This is a genomic window from Pseudomonas crudilactis, assembly GCF_013433315.1.
GTDB classification, from domain to species: Bacteria; Pseudomonadota; Gammaproteobacteria; order Pseudomonadales; family Pseudomonadaceae; genus Aquipseudomonas; species Aquipseudomonas crudilactis.
Genome location: NZ_WXVV01000002.1, coordinates 96,087 through 117,182 on the forward strand (window position 1 = coordinate 96,087; position 21,096 = coordinate 117,182).

Sequence of the window (21,096 nt, forward strand, 5' to 3'; positions counted from 1 at the left end):
CGGCGCACCAAGCGCCAAAAGAGGACAGCTTCATGGAAGCATTGCACCAGAAAATCCGCGAACAAGGCATTGTGCTTTCCGACCAGGTCCTGAAGGTCGACGCCTTCCTGAACCACCAGATCGACCCGGCCCTGATGAAGCTGATCGGCGACGAATTCGCCGCGCTGTTCAAGGATTCGGGCATCACCAAGATCGTCACCATCGAAGCCTCGGGCATCGCCCCGGCGATCATGACCGGTCTGAACCTCGGCGTGCCGGTGATCTTCGCCCGCAAGCAACAGTCCCTGACCCTGACCGAAAACCTGCTGTCGGCGACCGTTTACTCGTTCACCAAAAAGACCGAAAGCACCGTGGCCATCTCCCCGCGTCACCTGACCAGCAGCGACCGCGTGCTGATCATCGACGACTTCCTGGCCAACGGTAAGGCGTCGCAAGCGCTGATCTCGATCATCAAACAGGCCGGCGCCACCGTTGCCGGTCTCGGCATCGTCATCGAGAAGTCGTTCCAGGGCGGCCGCGCCGAGCTGGATTCGCAGGGCTATCGCGTTGAATCGCTGGCCCGCGTGAAATCGCTGACAGGTGGCGTGGTCACCTTCATCGAATAAAGCCACACCGCAGCGCCCCTGTAGGAGCCGAGCTTGCTCGCGAAGGCGTCGTGTCAATCGATACATTCTTTGACTGGCACACCGCTTTCGCGAGCAAGCCCGCTCTCACAGATAAAGTCTCAAGCCTTCGACAAATCCATTCTGTACCCCGCCCCCGGCACTCCCTCATGCATCGCAGCTTGAATATCCGCATACAAGGCATTCGCCTCGCCGGTAGTAATCGAGCGCGAACAATCGCGCAACACCACATGCAAAAGCACGTTCTCCTGACCCGGCAGCATTCCGAGTCGCTCAATGGCTTGCGCCGGTAAATCCGAACGCTGCCAACGCCCCTTGATTCGCATCTCCTCAATCCATCCAGAACAATCCCCTGCCGCCTGCAACATCCTCTCGGTCAATACCTCTTCACTCAATCCCGGCGTTACCGCCAACGAGATATCGCGGGCAATCGACGGCAAACGAGATACCGCAGTCCACGGATCCAGATCATGCATCTGCGCCTGCACGCGCACATTCTGATCACGCAACAAACGAATATCAGGAATGCCTTTGCGCAACATCGTCAGGCGATCCAGCCCCATCCCAAGAGCGAGCCCGCCATGGCGCAGAGGATCAATCTGCAAACGCTGCAATAGCGACTTCGCGATACGCCCGCACTCAAGAACCTCGACCGGCACGCCATCATTCAACACATTCACTTCAATCCCGCCCTCGGTGTAGTGATGTGGACTATCGCTATAAACCCAGGATTTTTCAGGAACGACCAACTGCAAAATATCGCTAACAAGCCGCAGCAAATGCTCATGGGATGCCAACTCCGGGTCGCCCAACACCCAAATGTCCATTTGATGCGGCTCGGCGCAATGCCAACGATCTCGGCTATCACGCCTGAAGGTAATGCCCGGCGCTGCCAGCAAAATGGTTTGTCCCGGCTGACGAACCTCGGCGGCCTGCTGAAGCGCCGCAGGGATCTGGCTCGTGGTCTGTGTTCGCAAAAGCGAATGCTCATCGACCCAACGTGTGTGCTCACTGCCGAGGGTAATTTCTGTCGGGTCGTAACCAAGCAAACCGTAGTTTTCTTCTGCGGACACAATCCTTGGGCCAATCTGCAACTGTGCTCGGGGCCAGCCCTTTTCTTCGAGTCCCTGAAGGACCTCATTCAGTAATAGTCGGACAGCGTGATCAGGGTGGCTCTTTTCGGTTAAGTCAGTGAGGAGTAAGGCTTGGTGGACAGCTACATCTGTCAGGTATTTCTTTGATATATGCACTGTGTGCCCTCTGGATTTCGGCTGGCTAGAAGTCCTCTTAAAAAACGCCCACAAACAAACCTATCGATAGGCGAACGCCGACGACAATCCAAATACTCATTGATTGATGATTTTCAGAACGGGACTACAGAAGTCATTCCGTATCCATTCAGATCTCGGGCATACCCCGTGTAGGAGCTGTCGAGTGCAACGAGGTTGCGATCTTTTGATCTGCTCAAAGATCAGGATCAAAAGATCGCAGCGTGCCGCAGCTCCTACGGGGTTTGGATGGTGGCTTTCAGGCCGGTGAGGAGCAGGCGTTGGAAGAGGTCTTCTTTCAGGCCTTCCGGGTTTGTGAGTTGCATGCGTTCGAGGTGTTCGGGATATAGCGATGCTTCGGGGGCGTCGAGGGCTGCTTTGCCGAGTTCAAGGATTTCGGTGAGTTTGAATTTGCTTTTTAACCAGTTCAGCGCACGCAATAGATCCCGTTCGATCGCGGTGAAATCACAGCCCAGCGGGTACTCCGGAAACAGGTTCGGATGCCGTGCGGCGATCGCTTGCAAACGCTGTGGTGTGTTGTCGGCGAAGCGTGGATCGAGGCGGAAATCCTTTGGCAGTTTGCCGACCTTTTGCGCTTGCTCGATCAGCCCCTGCTGGAAGCGCGAGTCACTGATGTTCAGCAGCGACTCGATCACCACCGCGTCGGATTTACCGCGCAGATCGGCGATGCCGTATTCGGTCACGACGATGTCGCGCAGGTGCCGTGGGATCGTGCAGTGGCCGTACTCCCAGACGATGTTGGAACTGACGTCGCCACCGGATTCACGCCAGCTGCGCAGGATCAGAATCGAGCGCGCATCGTGCAATGCGTGACCCTGCGCCACGAAGTTGTACTGCCCGCCGACACCGCTGAGCACCCGTCCGTCTTCCAGTTGATCCGCCACGCCGGCGCCGAGCAAGGTCATGGTGAACACGGTGTTGATGAACCGCGCATGAAGGCGCTGCAGACGCTTGAGCTCTTCCTGCCCATACAACTCGTTGATGTAGCTGATGCGGGTCATGTTGAATTCGAGGCGTTTGCTCTGCGGTAACTCACGCAGGCGCTCGTAGAAACTGCGCGGGCCGAGGAAGAATCCGCCGTGCACCGAGATGCCATCGGTTTGCGCCGCCTCGTCGAGAGTGCCGGCGTTGGCCTGTTCCTGAGTCTGTATGTCTGGATAGACCTTGCGCCGGATTATCCCGGCATCTGCCAGCACCAGCAGACCGTTGACGAACATTTCGCTGCAGCCGTAAAGACCTTTGGCGAATGGCCCCGTGCCGCCCTCGCGCTCGATCAATTGCGCCCACTGGCTGAGGTTGATGTCGTCGAGCAATGCCCTATAACCGGTGTTATCCGCCTGACGCGCCAGCAATGCGGCGGTCAACGCGTCGCCCATCGAACCGATGCCGATCTGCAATGTGCCGCCGTCGCGCACCAGCGTACTGGCATGCAAACCAATGAAATGGTCCTGAAATCCCACCGGCATGTTCGGCGTGGAGAACAGCGTGCTGCTGTCCTTCGCGTCGATCAGCAGGTCGAAGGTGTCGATATCGACTTCTGCATCGCCGGGCATGTACGGCAGATCGGTGTGCACCTGGCCGACCAGCAAAATAGTCTCCCCGGCTTCGCGACGTTTGGCGATCATCGGCAACAGGTCGAGGGTGATGTCGGGATTGCAACTCAGGCTCAGGCGATCCGGGTGTTCGCTGCTGCTGGCCAATAACTGCGCCACAAGATTGAGCCCGGCAGCGTTGATGTCGCGGGCGGCGTGGCTGTAGTTGCTGCTGACGTAATCCTGCTGGGCCGGCGCGCTGTTGAGCAGGCTGCCGGGTTGCATGAAGAACTGTTCGATGCGGATGTTGGCGGGCAGGCTGTCGCGGTGCAGGTCGGCGAGGAAATCGAATTCCGGGTAGTCACCGAAGACGCGCTCGACGAAGGGTTCGATAAAGCGCTTCTGCAAACCATCGCCCAACGCCGGGCGGCCGAGGCACAGGGCGGTGTAGATCGTCAGTTGCCGCTCGGGCAGGTCTTTGATCCGTCGGTACAGCGCGTTGACGAAGTGATTGGGTTTGCCCAGGCCCAGCGGCATGCCCATGTGGATATGCGCCGGCAAGCGCGCCAGCACGTCGTCCACTGCCTGTTCGATCGAACACAACTGCACCATCTGAAGCCTCCTGCCCGTTCCGTGAATAGGGGTAGACCGAGCTTGCCTTGAGTTTGCTGCAAAGGACAGCCCAAAGTCCTGGACGATTGTCGGCCACAGGAGTTTTTTATGGCTGGAGATCGCTTGCCCTCACCCTAGCCCTCTCCCAGAGGTAGAGGGGACAGATTGGGGGATATTGGGGAGATACGCCGACTTGAAATAGCTTTGCTGAATCCATAATCGCTAAGGTCTTTCAGGTCGATGGATAGCGAAAGACACCTCGGTCGGCTCCCTCTCCCCCTGGGAGAGGGCTGGGGTGAGGGCTCTTGAATCACAGGCACAAAAAAACCGTCCGAAGACGGTTTTTTTCATCAGAAGCGCGCCTTATTTCAGGCCGGACATCTTCTGGATCGCGCCCTTCAACTCATCATCCGAGCAATCGGCGCAGGTGCCTTTCGGCGGCATCGAATTGATACCGGTGATGGCTTTGGCGAGGATGCCATCAAGACCACCCTGATGATCAGCACGCTCTTTCCACGCTGCGGTGTCACCGATCTTCGGCGCGCCCAACAACCCGGTACCGTGGCAAGCGTTGCAGTGCTTGGCAATCACTTCATCCGGGGTTTTCGCCCCGCCACCGCCGCCTGCGGAAGCGGCAACTTCCATCCCCTTGCATTCCTGCCCTTGAACACACACCTGGCCGACTGGCTCGAGGCGCTTGGCAATGTCGTCATTCGTCGCAGCTTGAGCGCTGACAGCCCAGAGGGCCAATACAGTTGCTGGTGCAGCCAGCATTTTCATAATTAGATTCACGCGTTCACCCTCAATGGTGGCTATTCACGCCTGCGGCCACGGTTCGCAGGCGGGCGGAAGTATAGCGGGTAGCCCGTCACACTGAAACAACCCCATAGTCGAAGGGGTTATACCGCACGGTAGAAAAACTCTCCGGATGCCTTTGCCATCATGGCTTGGCACCTCTTTGTTAAAAATTCGCCGGCGTGGCTGCGCTGATTAGTCGCGCAGGCAAGTCGAACGGATTACGGAAACGATGCGGCTTGGTACTTTCAAAGTAGTAGCTGTCGCCGGCTTCGAGAATAAAAGTTTCCAGACCCACCACCAGTTCCAGACGACCTTCCACCAGAATCCCGGTTTCCTCGCCTTCATGGGTGAGCATTTCTTCGCCGGTATCGGCGCCCGGCGGGTAGATTTCATTGAGGAAGGCGATGGCGCGGCTGGGATGCGCGCGGCCGACCAGTTTCATGGTCACGGCGCCGTCGGAAATGTCGATCAGCTCGTTGGCCTTGTAGACAATCTGGGTCGGGACTTCCTGCAGGATTTCTTCGGAAAAGAACTCGACCATCGACATGGGAATGCCGCCCAACACCTTTCTCAGCGAACTGATCGAAGGGCTGACGCTGTTCTTTTCGATCATCGAAATGGTGCTGTTGGTGACACCCGCGCGTTTGGCGAGTTCACGCTGGGAAAGCCCTTTGAGCTTGCGGATCGATTGCAGTCGTTCACCGACGTCCAAGGCGCGAGCCTCCTGATGTTGTAAGAATATTGAGCGTTATCATGGCGACAGCGTTCAGTATTTACAACACTTGGCCCCCGCAGTGGCGTCAACCCTCGGAATAGAGCCTTGGCACTCGACGCAGGTTGCAGAAGATCTGGTACGGAATGGTGTCCGCCCACTGCGCCACCTCGCTGGCGAGGATGTTTTTGCCCCACAGTTCGACGCTCGAACCGAGGCCTGATTCCGGCACATCGGTGAGATCGATGCAGAGCATGTCCATCGACACGCGACCGAGAATGCGACTGCGTTTACCCGCCACCAAAACCGGCGTACCGGTCGGCGCCTGACGCGGGTAGCCGTCGGCGTAACCCATGGCGACCACGCCGATGCGCATAGGCTTGTCGGTGATGAATTTGGCGCCGTAGCCGATCGGCTCGCCAGCGGGCAGCTCACGGACGCAGATGACTTTCGATTCCAGGGTCATCACCGGTTGCAGGCGATCAGCCACGGCGTTGGCTTCTTCGAACGGCGTGGCGCCGTAGAGCATGATGCCCGGACGCACCCAGTCGCTGTGAATCTGCGGCCAACCGAGCACCGCCGGCGAGTTACGCAGGCTGACTTCCGCCGCCAAGCCCTGACGCGCCGCTTCAAACACCGCGACCTGCTCGGTGCTGCTCTGCGCGTGCAACTCATCGGCGCGGGCGAAATGGCTCATCAAGACGATCTTTGCCACTTTGCCGCTGGCCAGCAGACGCTGGTAAGCCGCCGGATAATCCTTTGGATGCAAACCGACGCGGTGCATACCGGAATCAAGCTTTAGCCACACGGTAATCGGTTTGCTCAGTGTTGCCTGCTCGATCGCTTCGAGCTGCCACAGCGAATGCACCACCGTCCAGAAATCATGCTCGACGATCAGCGCCAGCTCATCGGCCTCGAAAATCCCTTCCAGCAACAACACCGGCGCACGAATGCCAGCGGCGCGCAGCTCCAGCGCCTCCTCGATGCAGGCCACGGCAAAACCGTCAGCCTCGGCCTCCAGCGCTTGGGCGCAACGCACCGCGCCATGCCCATAGGCATCGGCCTTGATCACCGCAAGCGCCTTGGCGCCGGTGACCTCGCGGGCAATTCGGTAGTTGTGGCGCAGGGCTTCTAGGTCGATCAGGGCACGGGCAGGACGCATGGCGGCAGACTTCTAGGCGGTCATGGGAATAAAAACCGGCGCCGACTGACGACGTGAACCGCCAACAGCGCCGGGAGAGGGATCTTTACAACGGCTTACGGCAGCGCGGCGACGATGGAGATCTCCACCAGAATGCTCGGCTTGGCCATCTTCGCCTCGACGGTGGCGCGGGCCGGGGCAGCACCTTTTGGCAGCCACTGGTCCCACACCGAGTTCATTCCGGCAAAATGCGCCTCGATGTCGTTCAGGTAAATCGTCGCCGACAACAGGTGCTGTTTGTCAGTCCCGGCCAGATCAAGCAAACGCTCGATATTGGCCAGTACGTCGCGGGTCTGCTGTTCAATTCCGGCGTCGAAGTCGTCGCCGACCTGCCCGGCCAGATACACGGTGCCGTTGTGGCTGACGATCTGACTCATGCGCTCATTGGTGAGCTGGCGCTGGATTGACATGTTTTGCGGACTCCTGGGTTTTGTTGCCGTAACGGGAAATATCGAGGCCTTCGGCGCTGATCTGTGGCTTTTTCTTCGCCATCAGGTCGGCCAGCAAACGACCGGAACCGCACGCCATGGTCCAACCGAGCGTGCCGTGACCGGTGTTGAGGAACAGGTTCTTGAACGGCGTGGCGCCTACGATTGGCGTGCCGTCCGGGGTGGTCGGACGCAGACCGGTCCAGAAACTCGCCTCGGCCAGATTGCCGCCCTGAGGATAAAGGTCGTTGACGATCATCTCCAGGGTTTCGCGGCGGCGCGGGTTCAGCGACAAGTCAAAACCGGCGATCTCGGCCATGCCGCCGACGCGGATGCGGTTGTCGAAACGGGTGATCGCGACCTTGTAGGTCTCGTCGAGAATGGTCGAGGTCGGGGCCATTGCCGGGTTGGTGATCGGCACGGTCAGCGAGTAACCCTTGAGCGGATACACCGGGGCCTTGATGCCCAGCGGTTTGAGCAGTTGCGGCGAGTAGCTGCCGAGCGCCAGTACGTAGCGGTCAGCAGTTTCCAGCTTGCCGTCGATCCACACACCGTTGATGCGATCACCGGCGTAGTCGAGTTTCTGGATGTCCTGGCCGAAGCGGAATTCGACACCGAGCTTCACGGCCATTTCGGCGAGACGCGTGGTGAACATCTGACAGTCGCCAGTCTGGTCGTTCGGCAGGCGCAGGGCACCGGCGAGGATGTCAGTCACGCCCGCCAGCGCCGGTTCAACGCGGGCAATGCCGGCGCGGTCGAGGACTTCAAACGGCACACCGGACTCTTTCAGCACGGCGATGTCTTTGGCGGCGCCATCAAGCTGCGCCTGAGTGCGGAACAGTTGAGTCGTACCGAGGCTGCGGCCTTCGTAGGCGATGCCGGTTTCGGCGCGCAATTCATCGAGGCAGTCGCGGCTGTACTCGGACAGACGCACCATGCGCTCCTTGTTCACCGCGTAACGGTTGGCGGTGCAGTTGCGCAGCATCTGCGCCATCCACAGGTACTGGTCGATGTCGGCGGTGGCTTTGATCGCGAGAGGGGCGTGGCGCTGCAACAGCCACTTGATCGCTTTGAGCGGCACGCCCGGCGCGGCCCACGGCGAGGCGTAGCCCGGCGAGACCTGGCCGGCGTTGGCGAAACTGGTCTCCATGGCCGCAGCCGGCTGCCGGTCGACCACCACCACTTCAAACCCGGCACGGGCCAGATAGTAAGCACTGGCGGTACCGATGACGCCGCTACCCAAGACCATTACGCGCATTTTTGTATCCCTCATCGCGGCAGGGCCGCGTACGTCTGTTGTTAGAGCAATGATGCGCGCAGTGTAAAAAAGAAATGCCAGTGCTTTTCACTATATAAGCGCCTATATTTGGCGACAATTCTCGGCAAAAACCCTTTTCACGGAGGCGCATCCCCTATGCGTACCAACACTCAGACCAAACGTGAGCTGGACAAGATCGACCGCAACATCTTGCGGATCCTCCAGGCGGACGGGCGGATTTCCTTTACCGAACTCGGCGAAAAGGTTGGGCTCTCGACCACGCCGTGCACCGAGCGCGTGCGGCGTCTGGAGCGCGAAGGGATCATCATGGGCTACAACGCCCGGCTCAATCCGCAGCACTTGAAGGGTAGCTTGCTGGTGTTTGTCGAGATCAGCCTCGACTACAAATCCGGCGATACTTTCGAAGAGTTCCGACGCGCGGTGCTGAAGTTGCCGCATGTGCTGGAGTGTCATCTGGTGTCAGGGGATTTCGACTATCTGGTGAAGGCGCGGATTTCCGAGATGGCCTCGTACCGCAAGCTGCTGGGCGACATTCTGCTGAAACTGCCACATGTGCGGGAGTCGAAGAGTTATATCGTGATGGAAGAGGTGAAGGAGAGCTTGAGCTTACCTATTCCGGATTGAGTTTTTGAAGATCAAAAGATCGCAGCCTTCGGCAGCTCCTACATGGGAATGCATGTCTCTGTAGGAGCTGCCGAAGGCTGCGATTTTTTAAACCAACACCTGCCGATTCGCCGCCATGTACTCGAAAATCTGCTTCTCGACACGCGGATGAATCAGCTCCACCGGCCGCCGCTCATTCGGGCAAGGCAAGGTTTTGGTCGTGCCGAACAGCCGGCAAATCAGCGGCCGCTCTTCATACACCGTGCAGCCATTCGGCCCTAGATGCACACAGTTCAGTTCTTCCATTGCCGCATCCTGCTCGGCGCGGGTCTTGCGCGGCAGGCGGGACATTTCTTCCGGCGAAGTGGTCACCGGCCCGCAGCAGTCGTGGCAGCCGGGCACGCACTCGAACGAGGGGATCTGCTGACGCAAGGTGCGGACTGTCTGGCTGTTGCAGCTCATCGAAACGGTAACCAAGGTGGAATAGACGGCAATTGTGCCGCAAAAGCCGTGATCCAGACACCGCAGGCCGACCAGTGTTGCCCACGTTCAGGCGTGCGGCTTATGCTCCGTCAAATTTTCTCGACACTTAGCCGTTGGATGACGCCCATGACTGCCCGCGCCTTCACCTCCGCGAGCCAACCCCACGTTGCCTCTTACTACGCCGCCAGCAGCCTGCCGCAACCCGACCATCCTGCTCTGCAAGGTGAAGTCGTGGCCGATGTCTGCGTGGTTGGTGGCGGTTTTTCCGGGTTGAACACGGCACTGGAACTGGCTGAACGCGGCCTCAGTGTGGTGTTGCTCGAGGCGCACAAGATCGGCTGGGGCGCCAGCGGCCGCAACGGCGGGCAGTTGATTCGCGGCGTCGGTCACGGTCTCGATCAGTTCGCCAATGTCATCGGCAGCGACGGCGTGCACGAGATGAAACTCATGGGCCTGGAAGCGGTGGAAATCGTTCGCCAGCGGGTCGAGCGCTTTCAGATTGCCTGCGACCTGACCTGGGGCTACTGCGATCTCGCCAACAAGCCCGCCGACCTCGAAGGTTTTGCCGAAGACTCTGAAGAACTGCGCAGCCTCGGCTATCGCTACGAAACCCGTCTGCTGCAAGCCAACGAAATGCACACGGTGGTCGGCTCCAAGCGCTATGTCGGCGGTTTGATCGACATGGGTTCAGGACATCTGCATCCGCTGAATCTCGCGCTGGGTGAAGCCGAAGCGGCGCAGCAGTTGGGCGTCAAACTGTTTGAACACTCCGCAGTGACGCGTATCGATTACGGCCCCGAAGTCAAAGTCCATACAGCCCAAGGTTCGGTGCGCGCCAAAACGCTGGTGCTTGGCTGCAACGCTTATCTGAATGATCTGAATCCGCAACTCAGCGGCAAGGTTCTGCCCGCCGGCAGCTACATCATTGCCACCGAACCCTTGAGCGAAGAACAGGCGCACAACCTGCTGCCGCAGAACATGGCGGTCTGTGATCAACGGGTGGCGCTGGACTACTACCGACTCTCGGCGGATCGGCGTTTGTTGTTCGGCGGCGCCTGCCATTACTCGGGACGCGACCCGAAAGACATTGCCGCGTATATGCAGCCAAAGATGCTCGAGGTCTTCCCGCAACTGGCCGGGGTGAAGGTCGATTATCAGTGGGGCGGTATGATCGGCATCGGCGCCAACCGTTTGCCGCAGATCGGCCGGCTCAATGATCAGCCGAATGTGTATTACGCCCAGGCCTATTCAGGCCACGGGGTGAACGCCACGCACCTGGCGGGCAGGCTGCTCGCCGAAGCGATCAGTGGGCAGCACAGCGGTGGCTTTGATCTGTTTGCCAAGGTGCCGCACATCACCTTCCCGGGCGGCAAGCATTTGCGTTCGCCGTTGTTGGCACTCGGCATGTTGTGGCATCGGATGAAAGAGCTGGTCTGATGGTTTTGCGGCGCTCATGAGGCCGCTTTCGCGAGCAGGCTCGCTCCCACTGGAGATCTGCGGTGGATGGGAATCTTGTATCCACTGGAGATCAATGTGGGAGCGAGCCTGCTCGCGAATGGATCGAAAAAACAATACAGATCTCAGATCCGCCAGAACGGCTTCAACCCCTCCTCCTGCGCCTGCTCAAGCGTCAACCCGATGTCCTTGAGCTGATCCGCCGTCAGTGCCAGCAACGCCCTGCGCGTGTGCAGACGATGCCAGAACAGGTCCCAGCGGCTCAGGCCGGACGGCGCATTACGCAGGGTTTCATTGCGCGCACGATCCTTCTGCCCTGCCTCCAGTTCCTGACTGTGTAACGTCAGCCGCACATCGCTCAAGCCGTTCATTTTCATTGCTCCTGTTTACTTGGGTAGCCAGAGATTCCATGATGCGCGGGTGAGCAAAACCATTACAGATTCAAAGTATCTGTATTAACTCCATACAGATTTGCCGCTTTGAGGACTGAATTGTCGATTTCCGCCGTATCTGTACTGGTTTATCGAATCATTTGCACCGAGGCAGCGCCATGACCCTTTACGTAAACCTCGCCGAACTGCTCGGCACGCGCATAGAGCAAGGCTTCTATCGCCCCGGCGATCGGCTGCCGTCGGTGCGCGCCTTGAGCGTCGAGCACGGGGTCAGCCTGAGCACAGTGCAGCAGGCCTATCGCATGCTCGAAGACAGCGGCCTGGCCACGCCGAAACCCAAGTCCGGCTACTTCGTGCCGGTCGGCCGCGAGTTGCCGGAGCTGCCCGCCGTCGGCCGTCCGGCGCAACGGCCGGTGGAAATTTCGCAGTGGGATCAGGTGCTGGAGTTGATTCGCGCGGTGCCGCGCAAGGATGTCGTGCAACTGGGTCGCGGGATGCCGGACATCAGCTCGCCGACGATGAAACCACTGCTGCGTGGATTGGCGCAGATCAGCCGCCGCCAGGATATGCCCGGCCTCTATTACGACAACATCCACGGTACCCTCGAACTGCGCGAGCAGATCGCCCGGTTGATGCTCGACTCCGGCTGCCAGTTGAGCGCCAGCGATCTGGTGATCACCACCGGCTGCCACGAAGCGCTGTCCACCAGCATTCACGCAATCTGCGAGCCGGGCGACATCGTCGCGGTGGATTCGCCGAGCTTCCACGGCGCCATGCAAACGCTCAAAGGCCTCGGCATGAAAGCCCTGGAAATTCCCACAGACCCACTTACCGGCATCAGCCTTGAAGCGCTGGAACTGGCACTGGAACAATGGCCGATCAAGGTCATCCAGCTCACGCCCAACTGCAATAACCCGCTCGGTTACATCATGCCGGAGGCACGAAAACGCGCCCTGCTCAACCTTGCGCAGCGCTTCGACGTGGCGATCATCGAGGACGATGTGTATGGCGAGCTGGCCTACACCTACCCGCGCCCACGCACGATCAAATCCTTCGACGAAGATGGCCGCGTGTTGCTCTGCAGTTCGTTTTCCAAGACCCTGGCGCCGGGACTGCGCATTGGCTGGGTCGCGCCGGGTCGATATCTGGAGCGGCTGCTGCACATGAAATACATCAGCACCGGATCCACAGCACCGCAGCCGCAGATTGCCATCGCCGAATTTCTCAAGGCCGGCCATTTCGAACCGCATTTGCGACGGATGCGCACGCAATACCAGCGCAATCGCGACATGATGATCGACTGGGTTGCACGCTATTTTCCGGCCGGAACTCGTGCCAGCCGTCCGCAGGGCAGTTTCCTGCTGTGGGTCGAACTGCCGGAGGGTTTCGATACCCTGAAACTCAATCGTGAGCTGCACGAGCAAGGCGTACAGATTGCCGTCGGCAGCATCTTTTCCGCCTCGGGCAAGTACCGCAATTGCCTGCGAATGAACTACGCTGCCAAACCGACACCGCAGATCGAAGAGGCGGTGCGCAAGGTCGGTGCCACGGCCATCAAACTGCTCGCCGAAGCCGACTGACCTTTTTCCAGAGACCAGCGTCCATATGCCGACCCCTGCCGCCAACCGGAACGATCCTACGTGAGCTTCAGACAGCCCCTACTCGCTTTGCTGTTACTCGCCTCGTTCCTGAGCGGTTGTGCCAGTTTCGATGTGCCGCGCGAGCCAAGTCAGGCCTTGCCAGCGGCCGATTCCAGCTTCGGCCGTTCGATTCAGGCGCAAGCGGCGCCCTATCAAGGCCGCTCGGGGTTTCGCCTGCTGTCCAACAGCAGCGAGGCGTTCACCGCCCGCGCCGAGCTGATCCGTAACGCCCAGACCAGTCTCGATCTGCAGTACTACATCGTCCATGACGGTATCAGCACGCGAATGCTGGTGGAGGAACTGCTCAAGGCTGCCGACCGCGGCGTGCGCGTGCGCATCCTGCTCGACGACACCACCAGCGATGGCCTCGACCAGATCATCGCCACACTCGCAGCGCATCCGCAGATTCAGATTCGCCTGTTCAACCCGCTGCATCTGGGGCGCAGCACCGGCGTAACGCGCGCAGCCGGACGCCTGTTCAACCTGTCGCTGCAGCATCGACGCATGCATAACAAGCTCTGGCTGGCGGACAACAGTGCGGCCATCGTCGGCGGACGAAATCTGGGCGATGAATATTTCGACGCCGAGCCAAACCTGAATTTCACCGACATCGACATGCTCAGTGTCGGGCCGGTGGCCGAGCAGCTCGGGCACAGTTTCGACCAATACTGGAACAGCGCGCTGAGCAAACCGATCGACGAATTCCTTACCAGCCAACCGACCGCCAAGGACCTGGAGAACACCCGCACACGCCTGGAAGAATCGCTGGAAGAAACGCGCAAACAGAATCACGCGCTGTATCAGCAGCTGATGACGTTCAAGACCGAGCCGCGCATGGACATCTGGCGCAAAGAGCTGATCTGGGCGTGGAATCAGGCATTGTGGGACGCGCCGAGCAAGGTCTTGTCCAAGGGTGAGCCGGATCCACAATTGCTGCTGACCACGCAACTGGCACCCGAGCTCAGAGGCGTGAGCAAAGAGCTGATCATGATTTCGGCATACTTCGTGCCGGGCCAGCCAGGGCTGGTGTACCTGACCGGTCGCGCCGATGCCGGCGTCTCGGTGAGCCTGCTGACCAACGCGCTGGAGGCCACCGATGTACCGGCGGTGCATGGCGGCTATGCACCGTATCGCAAGGCGTTGCTGGAGCATGGCGTGAAGTTGTATGAACTGCGCCGTCAGCCTGGGGATAACTATGGCAGCGGCCCGCATGTGTTTTACAGCAAGTCGTTTCGTGGTTCGGACTCAAGCCTGCACAGCAAAGCAATGATCTTTGATCGGCAGAAATCGTTTATCGGCTCATTCAACTTCGACCCGCGCTCGGTGCTGTGGAATACCGAAGTCGGGGTGTTGGTCGACAGCCCCGAACTGGCCGAACATGTTCGCGAACTGGCCTTGCAGGGCATGGCGCCAGCACTGAGCTATGAGGCGAAATTGCAGGATGGCCAGATTGTCTGGGTCACCGAAGACAACGGCCAGATGCATACCCTGACCAAGGAACCGGGGAGTTGGTGGCGACGCTTCAATGCGTGGTTCAGCACCACTGTCGGCCTGGAACGCATGCTTTAAAAAGCAAAAGATCGCAGCCTTCGGCAGCTCCTACAGTTGAAATGCATTCCTCCTGTAGGAGCTGCCGAAGGCTGCGATCTTTTGACTTCAAGCCGTCTGAGCTGTGCCAAACGCCCCTTGGCGCAAGAGCAGAATCACCAAACCAAAGGCCCCAATCGCCATCAACAAAGGCAACGCATGGCCGCTGATCCACTGGCTGCCCGCCCCGGCCGCAAGCGGCCCGACCAGACAACCTACACCCCACAACTGCGCAATGTGCGCGTTCGCCCGCACAAGCGCATCGTCACGATAACGCTCGCCAATCAGAATCAGCGACAGGGTGAACAGTCCGCCAGCACTCGCCCCGAACAATACCCAAAGCGGCCAGATCAGCAGCGTATCGAGCAACAGCGGAATCGCCAGACTCGACACCATCAACACCACCGCACAGCCGGCAAACAACGTACGCCGCGACAAGTAATCGGCCAACGCGCCAATCGGCAACTGCAGCAACGCATCGCCGACCACCACGGTGCTGACCATCGCTAGGGCGATCTCAGCGGTGAAGCCCTGTTGCAGGCAATACACCGGCAGCAACGTCAGGATCATTGCCTCGAACGCGGCAAACAACGACACCGCCCAGGCAATTGCCGGCAGCTCGCGCGCGAATCCCCAAAGATCGCGGAACGTCACGCTGCTGGCCTCACTGCTCGGCGCGCCGCTGCGACCGAGTAACAGCAACGGTGAAACCAGCAGCAAACCGACACCGACCCAAAAGCCGTAATCATGCTCGGTGCCCAGCGCGCCCAACAGCAACGGCCCCGACAGCTGGCTCAACGCATAGCTGCTGCCATACAGCGCCACCAGGCGACCGCGCCAGTGTTCTACCACCAGTTGATTGATCCAGCTCTCACCGAGGATGAACACGATGGTCAGGATCACCCCGATCATCAGGCGCAGCACCAACCAGATCGGGTAACTCGGCAACAGCGCCAGCAAGCCGATCGACAGCGCCCCGGCCCACAGGCACAGACGCATCAGATTAGCGGTGCCGAAGCGTGCCGCCAGATGACTGGAAATCTTCGCGCCCAACAACACGCCTATCGCCGGCATCGCCGCCATCACACCGATGGCGAAAGAGCCGTAACCCCAACCCTCCAGGCGCAACGACACCAACGGCATGCTGACCCCCAGGGCCAGGCCGACACTCAAGACAGACGCCAACACGGCGAAATACGTCGCCCACCGCATGTTCCACGCTCCTGTGGATTATTTTTATGTGCACCACAAAACCACTGTGGGAGCGAGCTTGCTCGCGAATACGGTTTCACATTCAGCAGATTTGCTGACTGATACACCGCATTCGCGAGCAAGCTCGCTCCCACAGGGGATCTCTGTCTGGTTTGGGAGCCTGATTGAATCAGGCTCCCCTCAGCGGCTTACAGCTTGATCCACGTCGCCTTCAGCTCGGTGTACTTGTCGAACGCGTGCAGCGACTTGTCGCGGCCGTTGCCCGACTGCTTGAAGCCGCCGAACGGTGCGGTCATGTCACCACCATCGTACTGGTTGACCCACACGCTACCGGCACGCAGAGCCTTGGCGGTCAGGTGCGCCTTGGAGATGTCCTGGGTCCAGACCGCAGCGGCCAAACCGTAAGGCGTGTCGTTTGCAATCTGGATCGCTTCTTCAGCGGTATCGAAAGCGATGACCGACAGCACCGGGCCGAAGATCTCTTCCTGAGCGATCTTCATCGCGTTGCTCACGCCGTCGAAAATCGTTGGCTCAACATAAGTGCCACCGGTTTCCTGCAGAATGCGCTTCCCGCCAGCGACCAGTTTGGCGCCATCGGTATGACCGGATTCGATGTACGACAGCACGGTGTTCATCTGCTGGGTATCGACCAGCGCACCGACGTTGGTCGCCGGGTCCAGCGGATTGCCCGGTTTCCAGGTTTTCAGCGCCTCGATCACCATCGGCAGGAATGTGTCCTTGATCGAACGCTCGACCAGCAGACGCGAACCGGCGGTGCAGACTTCGCCCTGATTGAAGGCGATAGCGCTGGCGGCGGATTCGGCAGCCGCTTGCAGGTCCGGCGCATCGGCAAAGACGATGTTCGGGCTCTTGCCGCCGGCTTCCAGCCAGACGCGCTTCATGTTCGATTCGCCGGAGTAGATCATCAGTTGCTTGGCGATCTTGGTCGAACCGGTGAACACCAGCGTGTCGACATCGTTGTGCAGGGCCAACGCCTTGCCGACGGTGTGACCGTAGCCGGGCAGCACGTTGAGCACGCCTTTCGGGATCCCGGCTTCAACCGCCAGCGCGGCGATGCGGATGGCGGTCAGCGGGGATTTTTCCGATGGTTTGAGGATCACCGAGTTACCGGTCGACAGCGCCGGGCCGAGTTTCCAGCAGGCCATCATCAGCGGGAAATTCCACGGCACGATGGCGCCGACCACGCCTACCGGCTCGCGGGTCACCAGACCGAGCTGGTCGTGCGGAGTCGCCGCCACTTCGTCGTAAATCTTGTCGATCGCTTCACCGCTCCAGCTCAGCGCTTGCGCCGCGCCCGGAACGTCGATGTACAGCGAATCGCTGATCGGCTTGCCCATGTCGAGGGTTTCGAGCAGGGCCAACTCTTCGGCGTGCTGTTTCAGCAGGCCGGCGAAACGGATCATGGTGGCTTTGCGCTTGGTCGGTACCAGGCGCGACCAGACGCCGGAATTGAAAGTAGCGCGGGCGTTTTCCACAGCGCGCTGGGCATCGGCGGCGTCACAGCTGGCAATCTTGCCGAGCAGACGGCCATCGACCGGGCTGATGCACTCGAAGGTTTCGCCGGAGACGGCGTCGGTGTATTCGCCATTAAGGTAAGCGCGGCCTTCGATTTTCAGGTCGCGGGCGCGTTGTTCCCAGTCGGCACGAGTCAGGGTGGTCATTTCGAGTGTCCTCCGCTTGTTGAATACGAGCGCCGCGCGATCTTCGCCAGCGTCCTCAAGAATTCTGCCCGGCCGGCCGTTTTTTCGGCCAGAGGCACCCGCCACCCTAAACCAGCGGCCGGGGTTGTTTCAATATATTTGACATAAGGCGGCCATACGGCCTTGCGGTGTTGATTTTAATCAACATAGACTTTTGCCCTTTCCAGCCAATCGCGCCGTATTCACGGGGGATAACAACAATGAACATCCAGAACGTCGTCGACATCAGCCTGACCAGCAGCGAAGCCGAACGCTATCGTCCGGATCCAGCGAAAGTGCTCAAGGGTGACCCGGAGCAAGCCGTGTTCCATCAATACGACAGTCCGTGTGGGCAAATGGGCGTTGGCGTGTGGGAAGGTGCGGTTGGGCAATGGACAGTGAATTACACCGAGCATGAGTACTGCGAGATTTTGCAGGGCGTTTCGGTGCTGCGTGATGGTGAGGGCAATGCCAAGACGTTGCGCGTTGGTGACCGGTTTGTGATTCCGGCGGGGTTTCGTGGCACTTGGGAAGTGCTGGAGGCTTGCCGCAAGGTCTATGTGATCTTTGAACAGAAAAGCTGATCCTACACACACGGTGACGAGCAGGGTAAGGCATATCCAGCAGATTTGAGTGAAACTTCGGCTGGGCGCTTAGGAATCGAGAAAAGATCAGTCAAACCAGGAGGTTAGTCTGATTCGATGAATAGGGGCCTCAACTCAAACCAAAGCAAGGAGGCACAATGTCCAGCCAATGCAATCTCTACAACGCGCAATTTTTCCTCGGTGATGTTGCTACTACTGACAATCTGCTCGCTGTGCGCAACGCAGCCGGAGTAACAAAGCATCGCCTCGAAGTGCCGGACGGCATGTACAACCTGCGCACTGATGCGGACCGCATCAGAGTCCTGGTCAACGAGAAAAACGAGATCATTGAACTGATCTGTGGTTGATCGATCAGGCTTCAAGGCAACAAAAAAGGCCCGTATCGTGAGATACGGGCCTTTTTCGTAAGTCGGGAAAAATCAATTACTTGATTTTGCCTTCCTTGTAGATCACGTGCTTGCGAACAACCGGATCAAATTTCTTGATCTCGATTTTGTCCGGGGTAGTACGCTTGTTCTTGTCGGTAGTGTAGAAGTGACCAGTACCGGCGCTCGAGATCAAACGAATCAATTCACGCATGATTAGCTCCCTTAAATCTTGCCATCGCGGCGAAGTTCGGCGAGCACGACAGTGATGCCACGCTTGTCGATGATACGCATGCCTTTGGCAGATACGCGCAGACGCACAAAACGTTTCTCTTCTTCAACCCAGAAGCGGTGATGCTGCAGGTTCGGCAGGAAACGACGACGGGTTTTGTTGTTTGCGTGGGAAATGTTATTCCCAGTCACCGGACCCTTACCGGTAACTTGACATACTCTCGACATGCCTCAGCCCTCTAAAACCACATGCCCAACCCGGCATGGGTTGGCCGCTTAATCTCTCAGTCATTTGGCGCCAGGCGCCGCGTTTCTTTAGAGGTCTTACCGGCTACACCTACAGTGAAGGAACCGGGCCCCTAGAAAAGAGCGCTGCTTTATACCAGAAAGACTGGGGTGCAACAACATTCGGTGTGCAATCAATCCACAAAAAGGCGCTTTTTTGGCCTGCGGACGCCTTGGATAAAGGCTGGCAGCGGATTTTACCACTCGTCGCAGAAAACCATCCTTGCGTGCGATTCAGACTTCAAGCTGCGCCACGTGGTCTGAAAAACCGCCATCACTGTGCCCCGAAAATACAAAAAGGGGATAGTCATTTGTAATCCAGCCCTCTAGGGTAGGCCTTTTCCAGACTGCACTTGCAGATGGGCCTTCGATCTGTAAAAGGAAACCGACCATGCGCCTCGCTGCCCTACCCCTGTTGCTCGCCCCGCTCCTGCTGAGCCCTCTGGCCCAGGCCGCCGCGCTGAGCGTCTGTACCGAGGCCAGCCCGGAAGGGTTCGACGTGGTGCAATACAACTCGCTGACCACCACCAACGCCTCGGCCGATGTGCTGATGAATCGCCTGGTGGATTTCGACACCGCCAGTGGCAAGGTCGTGCCGAGCCTGGCCGACAGTTGGGAAGTCAGTACCGATGGCCTGACGTATGTGTTCAAGCTTCATCCGCAAGTGAAGTTTCATACGACCGACTACTTCAAGCCGAGCCGCGAGCTGACTGCCGAAGACGTCAAATTCAGCTTCGACCGCATGCTCGACCCGGCCAACCCGTGGCACAAGGTCGCGCAGAGCGGCTTCCCCCATGCCCAGTCGATGCAGTTGCCCGCGCTGATCAAGAAGATTGACGCACTCGATCCGCTGACCGTGCGCTTCACCCTCGATCACCCGGACTCTACGTTCCTGGCGACCTTGAGCATGGGCTTCGCCTCGATCTACTCCGCCGAATACGCCGACAAACTGATGAAGGCCGGGGCGACGGACAAGCTCAACAGCCAGCCGATCGGCACCGGCCCGTTCGTGTTCAACCGTTTCCAGAAAGACGCGGCGATCCGCTACAAGGCCAACCCGGACTACTTCGGCGGCAAGCCTGCGGTCGATCCGTTGATCTTCGCCATCACGCCGGACGCCAACGTGCGCCTGCAAAAGCTACGGCGCAACGAATGCCAGATCGCCCTCTCGCCGAAACCACTCGACGTACAGGCCGCGCTGAAGGAGCCGACGCTAAAAGTCGAAAAAACTGACGCGTTCATGACCGCTTTCGTTGGCATCAACAGCCAGCATCCGCCGCTGGACAAGCCGGAAGTGCGTCAGGCGATCAACCTCGCCTTCGACAAGGCCAACTACATCAAAGCAGTGTTTGAAGGCACCGCCGAAGCGGCCAATGGCCCTTACCCACCGAACACCTGGAGCTACGCGAAAAATCTGCCGGGGTATCCTCACGATGTCGCCAAAGCCAAGGCGCTGTTGGCCAAGGCCGGACTGAAGGACGGCTTCCAGACCACCATCTGGACGCGTCCGTCGGGCAGCCTGCTCAACCCGAATCCAAGCCTCGGTGCGCAGATGCTTCAGTCGGATCTGGCGGAAATCGGTATTCAGGCGGAAATCCGCGTGATCGAGTGGGGTGAATTGATTCGCCGCGCCAAGGCCGGCGAGCATGATCTGCTGTTCATGGGCTGGGCCGGTGATAACGGCGACCCGGACAACTTCCTCACGCCGCAGTTTTCCTGCGCCGCGGTCAAGTCGGGCACCAACTTCGCCCGTTACTGCAATGCCGATCTGGACAAGCTGATCAGCGCCGGCAAGACCACCAGCGAACAAGGTGTGCGCACCAAGTTGTACGAGCAGGCGCAAGCGCAGATTCAGCAGCAGGCGTTGTGGCTGCCGCTGGCGCACCCGACGGCGTATGCGCTTACGCGTAAGGATGTGCAGGGTTACTCCGTGAGCCCGTTTGGCCGGCAGGACTATTCCAAGGTCAACCTGAAATAACCTGCCCGGCACGTCACCTGTAGGAGTGAGCCTGCTCGCGATGGCGTCATTTCAGTCAACCCATTCGGTGACTGGAAAATTGCTAT

21 protein-coding genes are annotated in these 21,096 nt (G+C 59.1%); 8 read left to right on the top strand and 13 right to left on the bottom strand.

Going from position 1 to position 21,096, the window contains the following annotated elements:
• The first annotated feature begins 32 nt into the window (after positions 1–32).
• Positions 33–605, top strand: coding sequence for a xanthine phosphoribosyltransferase (locus GTU76_RS02870; protein ID WP_016985833.1), 573 nt, complete (start codon positions 33–35; stop codon positions 603–605).
• Positions 606–724: 119 nt separating this feature from the next.
• Here GTU76_RS02870 and srmL read toward each other — a convergent pair whose 3' ends face one another.
• The 7 genes from srmL to dadA form a co-directional block, all read right to left on the bottom strand.
• Positions 725–1,873 carry a PheS-related mystery ligase SrmL gene (gene srmL / locus GTU76_RS02875; protein WP_180698035.1) on the bottom strand — a complete coding sequence of 383 codons (1,149 nt, stop codon included), beginning with the start codon at positions 1,871–1,873 and terminating at the stop codon, positions 725–727.
• 254 nt (positions 1,874–2,127) lie between these two features.
• The gene (locus tag GTU76_RS02880; RefSeq protein WP_180698036.1) at positions 2,128–4,056 is read right to left on the bottom strand and encodes an acetyl-CoA hydrolase/transferase C-terminal domain-containing protein; all 1,929 of its coding nucleotides are present in this window, start codon (positions 4,054–4,056) and stop codon (positions 2,128–2,130) included.
• Positions 4,057–4,419: 363 nt separating this feature from the next.
• Positions 4,420–4,836 carry a c-type cytochrome gene (locus GTU76_RS02885; RefSeq protein ID WP_016985831.1) on the bottom strand — a complete coding sequence of 139 codons (417 nt, stop codon included), beginning with the start codon at positions 4,834–4,836 and terminating at the stop codon, positions 4,420–4,422.
• Between the two features lie 181 nt (positions 4,837–5,017).
• Positions 5,018–5,566 carry a cupin domain-containing protein gene (locus GTU76_RS02890; protein WP_008086779.1) on the bottom strand — a complete coding sequence of 183 codons (549 nt, stop codon included), beginning with the start codon at positions 5,564–5,566 and terminating at the stop codon, positions 5,018–5,020.
• 88 nt (positions 5,567–5,654) lie between these two features.
• Positions 5,655–6,728, bottom strand: a complete 1,074-nt coding sequence (gene alr, locus GTU76_RS02895) for an alanine racemase (RefSeq protein ID WP_180698037.1) — start codon at positions 6,726–6,728, stop codon at positions 5,655–5,657.
• Positions 6,729–6,823: 95 nt separating this feature from the next.
• On the bottom strand, positions 6,824–7,177 hold the full coding sequence (locus GTU76_RS02900) for a RidA family protein (protein ID WP_034152045.1): 354 nt from the start codon (positions 7,175–7,177) through the stop codon (positions 6,824–6,826).
• Complete coding sequence (dadA, locus tag GTU76_RS02905; protein WP_016985828.1) at positions 7,149–8,453, bottom strand: D-amino acid dehydrogenase; 1,305 nt, start codon at positions 8,451–8,453, stop codon at positions 7,149–7,151. Before dadA ends, GTU76_RS02900 begins: the two co-directional genes overlap by 29 nt.
• Positions 8,454–8,609: 156 nt before the next feature.
• Here dadA and GTU76_RS02910 point away from each other — a divergent pair, with 156 nt between their 5' ends.
• On the top strand, positions 8,610–9,098 hold the full coding sequence (locus tag GTU76_RS02910; RefSeq protein ID WP_003177284.1) for an Lrp/AsnC ligand binding domain-containing protein: 489 nt from the start codon (positions 8,610–8,612) through the stop codon (positions 9,096–9,098).
• A gap of 87 nt (positions 9,099–9,185) precedes the next feature.
• Here the strand turns inward: GTU76_RS02910 and GTU76_RS02915 are convergent, their stop codons facing one another.
• Entirely contained in the window at positions 9,186–9,539 is a 354-nt protein-coding gene (locus GTU76_RS02915) for a YkgJ family cysteine cluster protein (protein WP_016985827.1), read from the bottom strand.
• A gap of 147 nt (positions 9,540–9,686) precedes the next feature.
• On the opposite strand from GTU76_RS02915, the gene GTU76_RS02920 reads away from it, so the two are divergent.
• The gene (locus tag GTU76_RS02920) at positions 9,687–10,997 is read left to right on the top strand and encodes an NAD(P)/FAD-dependent oxidoreductase (protein WP_180698038.1); all 1,311 of its coding nucleotides are present in this window, start codon (positions 9,687–9,689) and stop codon (positions 10,995–10,997) included.
• 143 nt (positions 10,998–11,140) lie between these two features.
• Here the strand turns inward: GTU76_RS02920 and GTU76_RS02925 are convergent, their stop codons facing one another.
• Positions 11,141–11,386 (bottom strand): DUF1127 domain-containing protein, encoded by a 246-nt coding sequence (locus GTU76_RS02925; RefSeq protein ID WP_180698039.1) that lies wholly within the window; start codon positions 11,384–11,386, stop codon positions 11,141–11,143.
• A gap of 179 nt (positions 11,387–11,565) precedes the next feature.
• Between GTU76_RS02925 and GTU76_RS02930 the strand changes: the two genes are divergently transcribed.
• Both GTU76_RS02930 and GTU76_RS02935 read left to right on the top strand, forming a co-directional pair.
• Positions 11,566–12,987 carry an aminotransferase-like domain-containing protein gene (locus GTU76_RS02930; protein WP_016985824.1) on the top strand — a complete coding sequence of 474 codons (1,422 nt, stop codon included), beginning with the start codon at positions 11,566–11,568 and terminating at the stop codon, positions 12,985–12,987.
• A gap of 60 nt (positions 12,988–13,047) precedes the next feature.
• On the top strand, positions 13,048–14,616 hold the full coding sequence (locus tag GTU76_RS02935) for a phospholipase D-like domain-containing protein (RefSeq protein WP_180698040.1): 1,569 nt from the start codon (positions 13,048–13,050) through the stop codon (positions 14,614–14,616).
• Between the two features lie 87 nt (positions 14,617–14,703).
• On the opposite strand, the gene GTU76_RS02940 is transcribed toward GTU76_RS02935, so the two are convergent.
• A complete protein-coding gene (locus GTU76_RS02940; RefSeq protein WP_016985822.1) occupies positions 14,704–15,846 on the bottom strand; it encodes an MFS transporter in 1,143 nt (380 codons plus the stop codon).
• A gap of 188 nt (positions 15,847–16,034) precedes the next feature.
• On the bottom strand, positions 16,035–17,528 hold the full coding sequence (locus tag GTU76_RS02945; protein WP_180698041.1) for an aldehyde dehydrogenase: 1,494 nt from the start codon (positions 17,526–17,528) through the stop codon (positions 16,035–16,037).
• Between the two features lie 239 nt (positions 17,529–17,767).
• Between GTU76_RS02945 and GTU76_RS02950 the strand changes: the two genes are divergently transcribed.
• A complete protein-coding gene (locus tag GTU76_RS02950) occupies positions 17,768–18,130 on the top strand; it encodes a cupin domain-containing protein (RefSeq protein ID WP_016985820.1) in 363 nt (120 codons plus the stop codon).
• 158 nt (positions 18,131–18,288) lie between these two features.
• On the top strand, positions 18,289–18,498 hold the full coding sequence (locus GTU76_RS02955) for a hypothetical protein (RefSeq protein ID WP_007920378.1): 210 nt from the start codon (positions 18,289–18,291) through the stop codon (positions 18,496–18,498).
• Positions 18,499–18,574: 76 nt separating this feature from the next.
• Here GTU76_RS02955 and rpmG read toward each other — a convergent pair whose 3' ends face one another.
• Positions 18,575–18,730, bottom strand: a complete 156-nt coding sequence (gene rpmG / locus GTU76_RS02960; RefSeq protein WP_007894709.1) for a 50S ribosomal protein L33 — start codon at positions 18,728–18,730, stop codon at positions 18,575–18,577.
• 11 nt (positions 18,731–18,741) lie between these two features.
• Positions 18,742–18,975, bottom strand: a complete 234-nt coding sequence (rpmB, locus tag GTU76_RS02965) for a 50S ribosomal protein L28 (RefSeq protein ID WP_007920377.1) — start codon at positions 18,973–18,975, stop codon at positions 18,742–18,744.
• 448 nt (positions 18,976–19,423) lie between these two features.
• Here rpmB and GTU76_RS02970 point away from each other — a divergent pair, with 448 nt between their 5' ends.
• Complete coding sequence (locus GTU76_RS02970; RefSeq protein ID WP_175552667.1) at positions 19,424–21,010, top strand: ABC transporter substrate-binding protein; 1,587 nt, start codon at positions 19,424–19,426, stop codon at positions 21,008–21,010.
• Positions 21,011–21,096 lie beyond the last annotated feature (86 nt).

Excerpts from the sequence above, each read along its gene's own strand:
- GTU76_RS02950 (WP_016985820.1), top strand. The coding sequence starts at position 17,768 with ATGAACATCCAGAACGTCGTCGACATCAGCCTGACCAGCAGCGAAGCC.
- GTU76_RS02920 (WP_180698038.1), top strand. The coding sequence starts at position 9,687 with ATGACTGCCCGCGCCTTCACCTCCGCGAGCCAACCCCACGTTGCCTCT.
- rpmG (WP_007894709.1), bottom strand. The coding sequence starts at position 18,730 with ATGCGTGAATTGATTCGTTTGATCTCGAGCGCCGGTACTGGTCACTTC.
- GTU76_RS02970 (WP_175552667.1), top strand. The coding sequence starts at position 19,424 with ATGCGCCTCGCTGCCCTACCCCTGTTGCTCGCCCCGCTCCTGCTGAGC.
- GTU76_RS02940 (WP_016985822.1), bottom strand. The coding sequence starts at position 15,846 with ATGCGGTGGGCGACGTATTTCGCCGTGTTGGCGTCTGTCTTGAGTGTC.
- alr (WP_180698037.1), bottom strand. The coding sequence starts at position 6,728 with ATGCGTCCTGCCCGTGCCCTGATCGACCTAGAAGCCCTGCGCCACAAC.
- GTU76_RS02900 (WP_034152045.1), bottom strand. The coding sequence starts at position 7,177 with ATGTCAATCCAGCGCCAGCTCACCAATGAGCGCATGAGTCAGATCGTC.
- GTU76_RS02945 (WP_180698041.1), bottom strand. The coding sequence starts at position 17,528 with ATGACCACCCTGACTCGTGCCGACTGGGAACAACGCGCCCGCGACCTG.
- GTU76_RS02880 (WP_180698036.1), bottom strand. The coding sequence starts at position 4,056 with ATGGTGCAGTTGTGTTCGATCGAACAGGCAGTGGACGACGTGCTGGCG.
- GTU76_RS02925 (WP_180698039.1), bottom strand. The coding sequence starts at position 11,386 with ATGAACGGCTTGAGCGATGTGCGGCTGACGTTACACAGTCAGGAACTG.
- GTU76_RS02885 (WP_016985831.1), bottom strand. The coding sequence starts at position 4,836 with ATGAAAATGCTGGCTGCACCAGCAACTGTATTGGCCCTCTGGGCTGTC.
- GTU76_RS02910 (WP_003177284.1), top strand. The coding sequence starts at position 8,610 with ATGCGTACCAACACTCAGACCAAACGTGAGCTGGACAAGATCGACCGC.
- GTU76_RS02915 (WP_016985827.1), bottom strand. The coding sequence starts at position 9,539 with ATGAGCTGCAACAGCCAGACAGTCCGCACCTTGCGTCAGCAGATCCCC.
- GTU76_RS02930 (WP_016985824.1), top strand. The coding sequence starts at position 11,566 with ATGACCCTTTACGTAAACCTCGCCGAACTGCTCGGCACGCGCATAGAG.
- dadA (WP_016985828.1), bottom strand. The coding sequence starts at position 8,453 with ATGCGCGTAATGGTCTTGGGTAGCGGCGTCATCGGTACCGCCAGTGCT.
- rpmB (WP_007920377.1), bottom strand. The coding sequence starts at position 18,975 with ATGTCGAGAGTATGTCAAGTTACCGGTAAGGGTCCGGTGACTGGGAAT.
- GTU76_RS02870 (WP_016985833.1), top strand. The coding sequence starts at position 33 with ATGGAAGCATTGCACCAGAAAATCCGCGAACAAGGCATTGTGCTTTCC.
- GTU76_RS02955 (WP_007920378.1), top strand. The coding sequence starts at position 18,289 with ATGTCCAGCCAATGCAATCTCTACAACGCGCAATTTTTCCTCGGTGAT.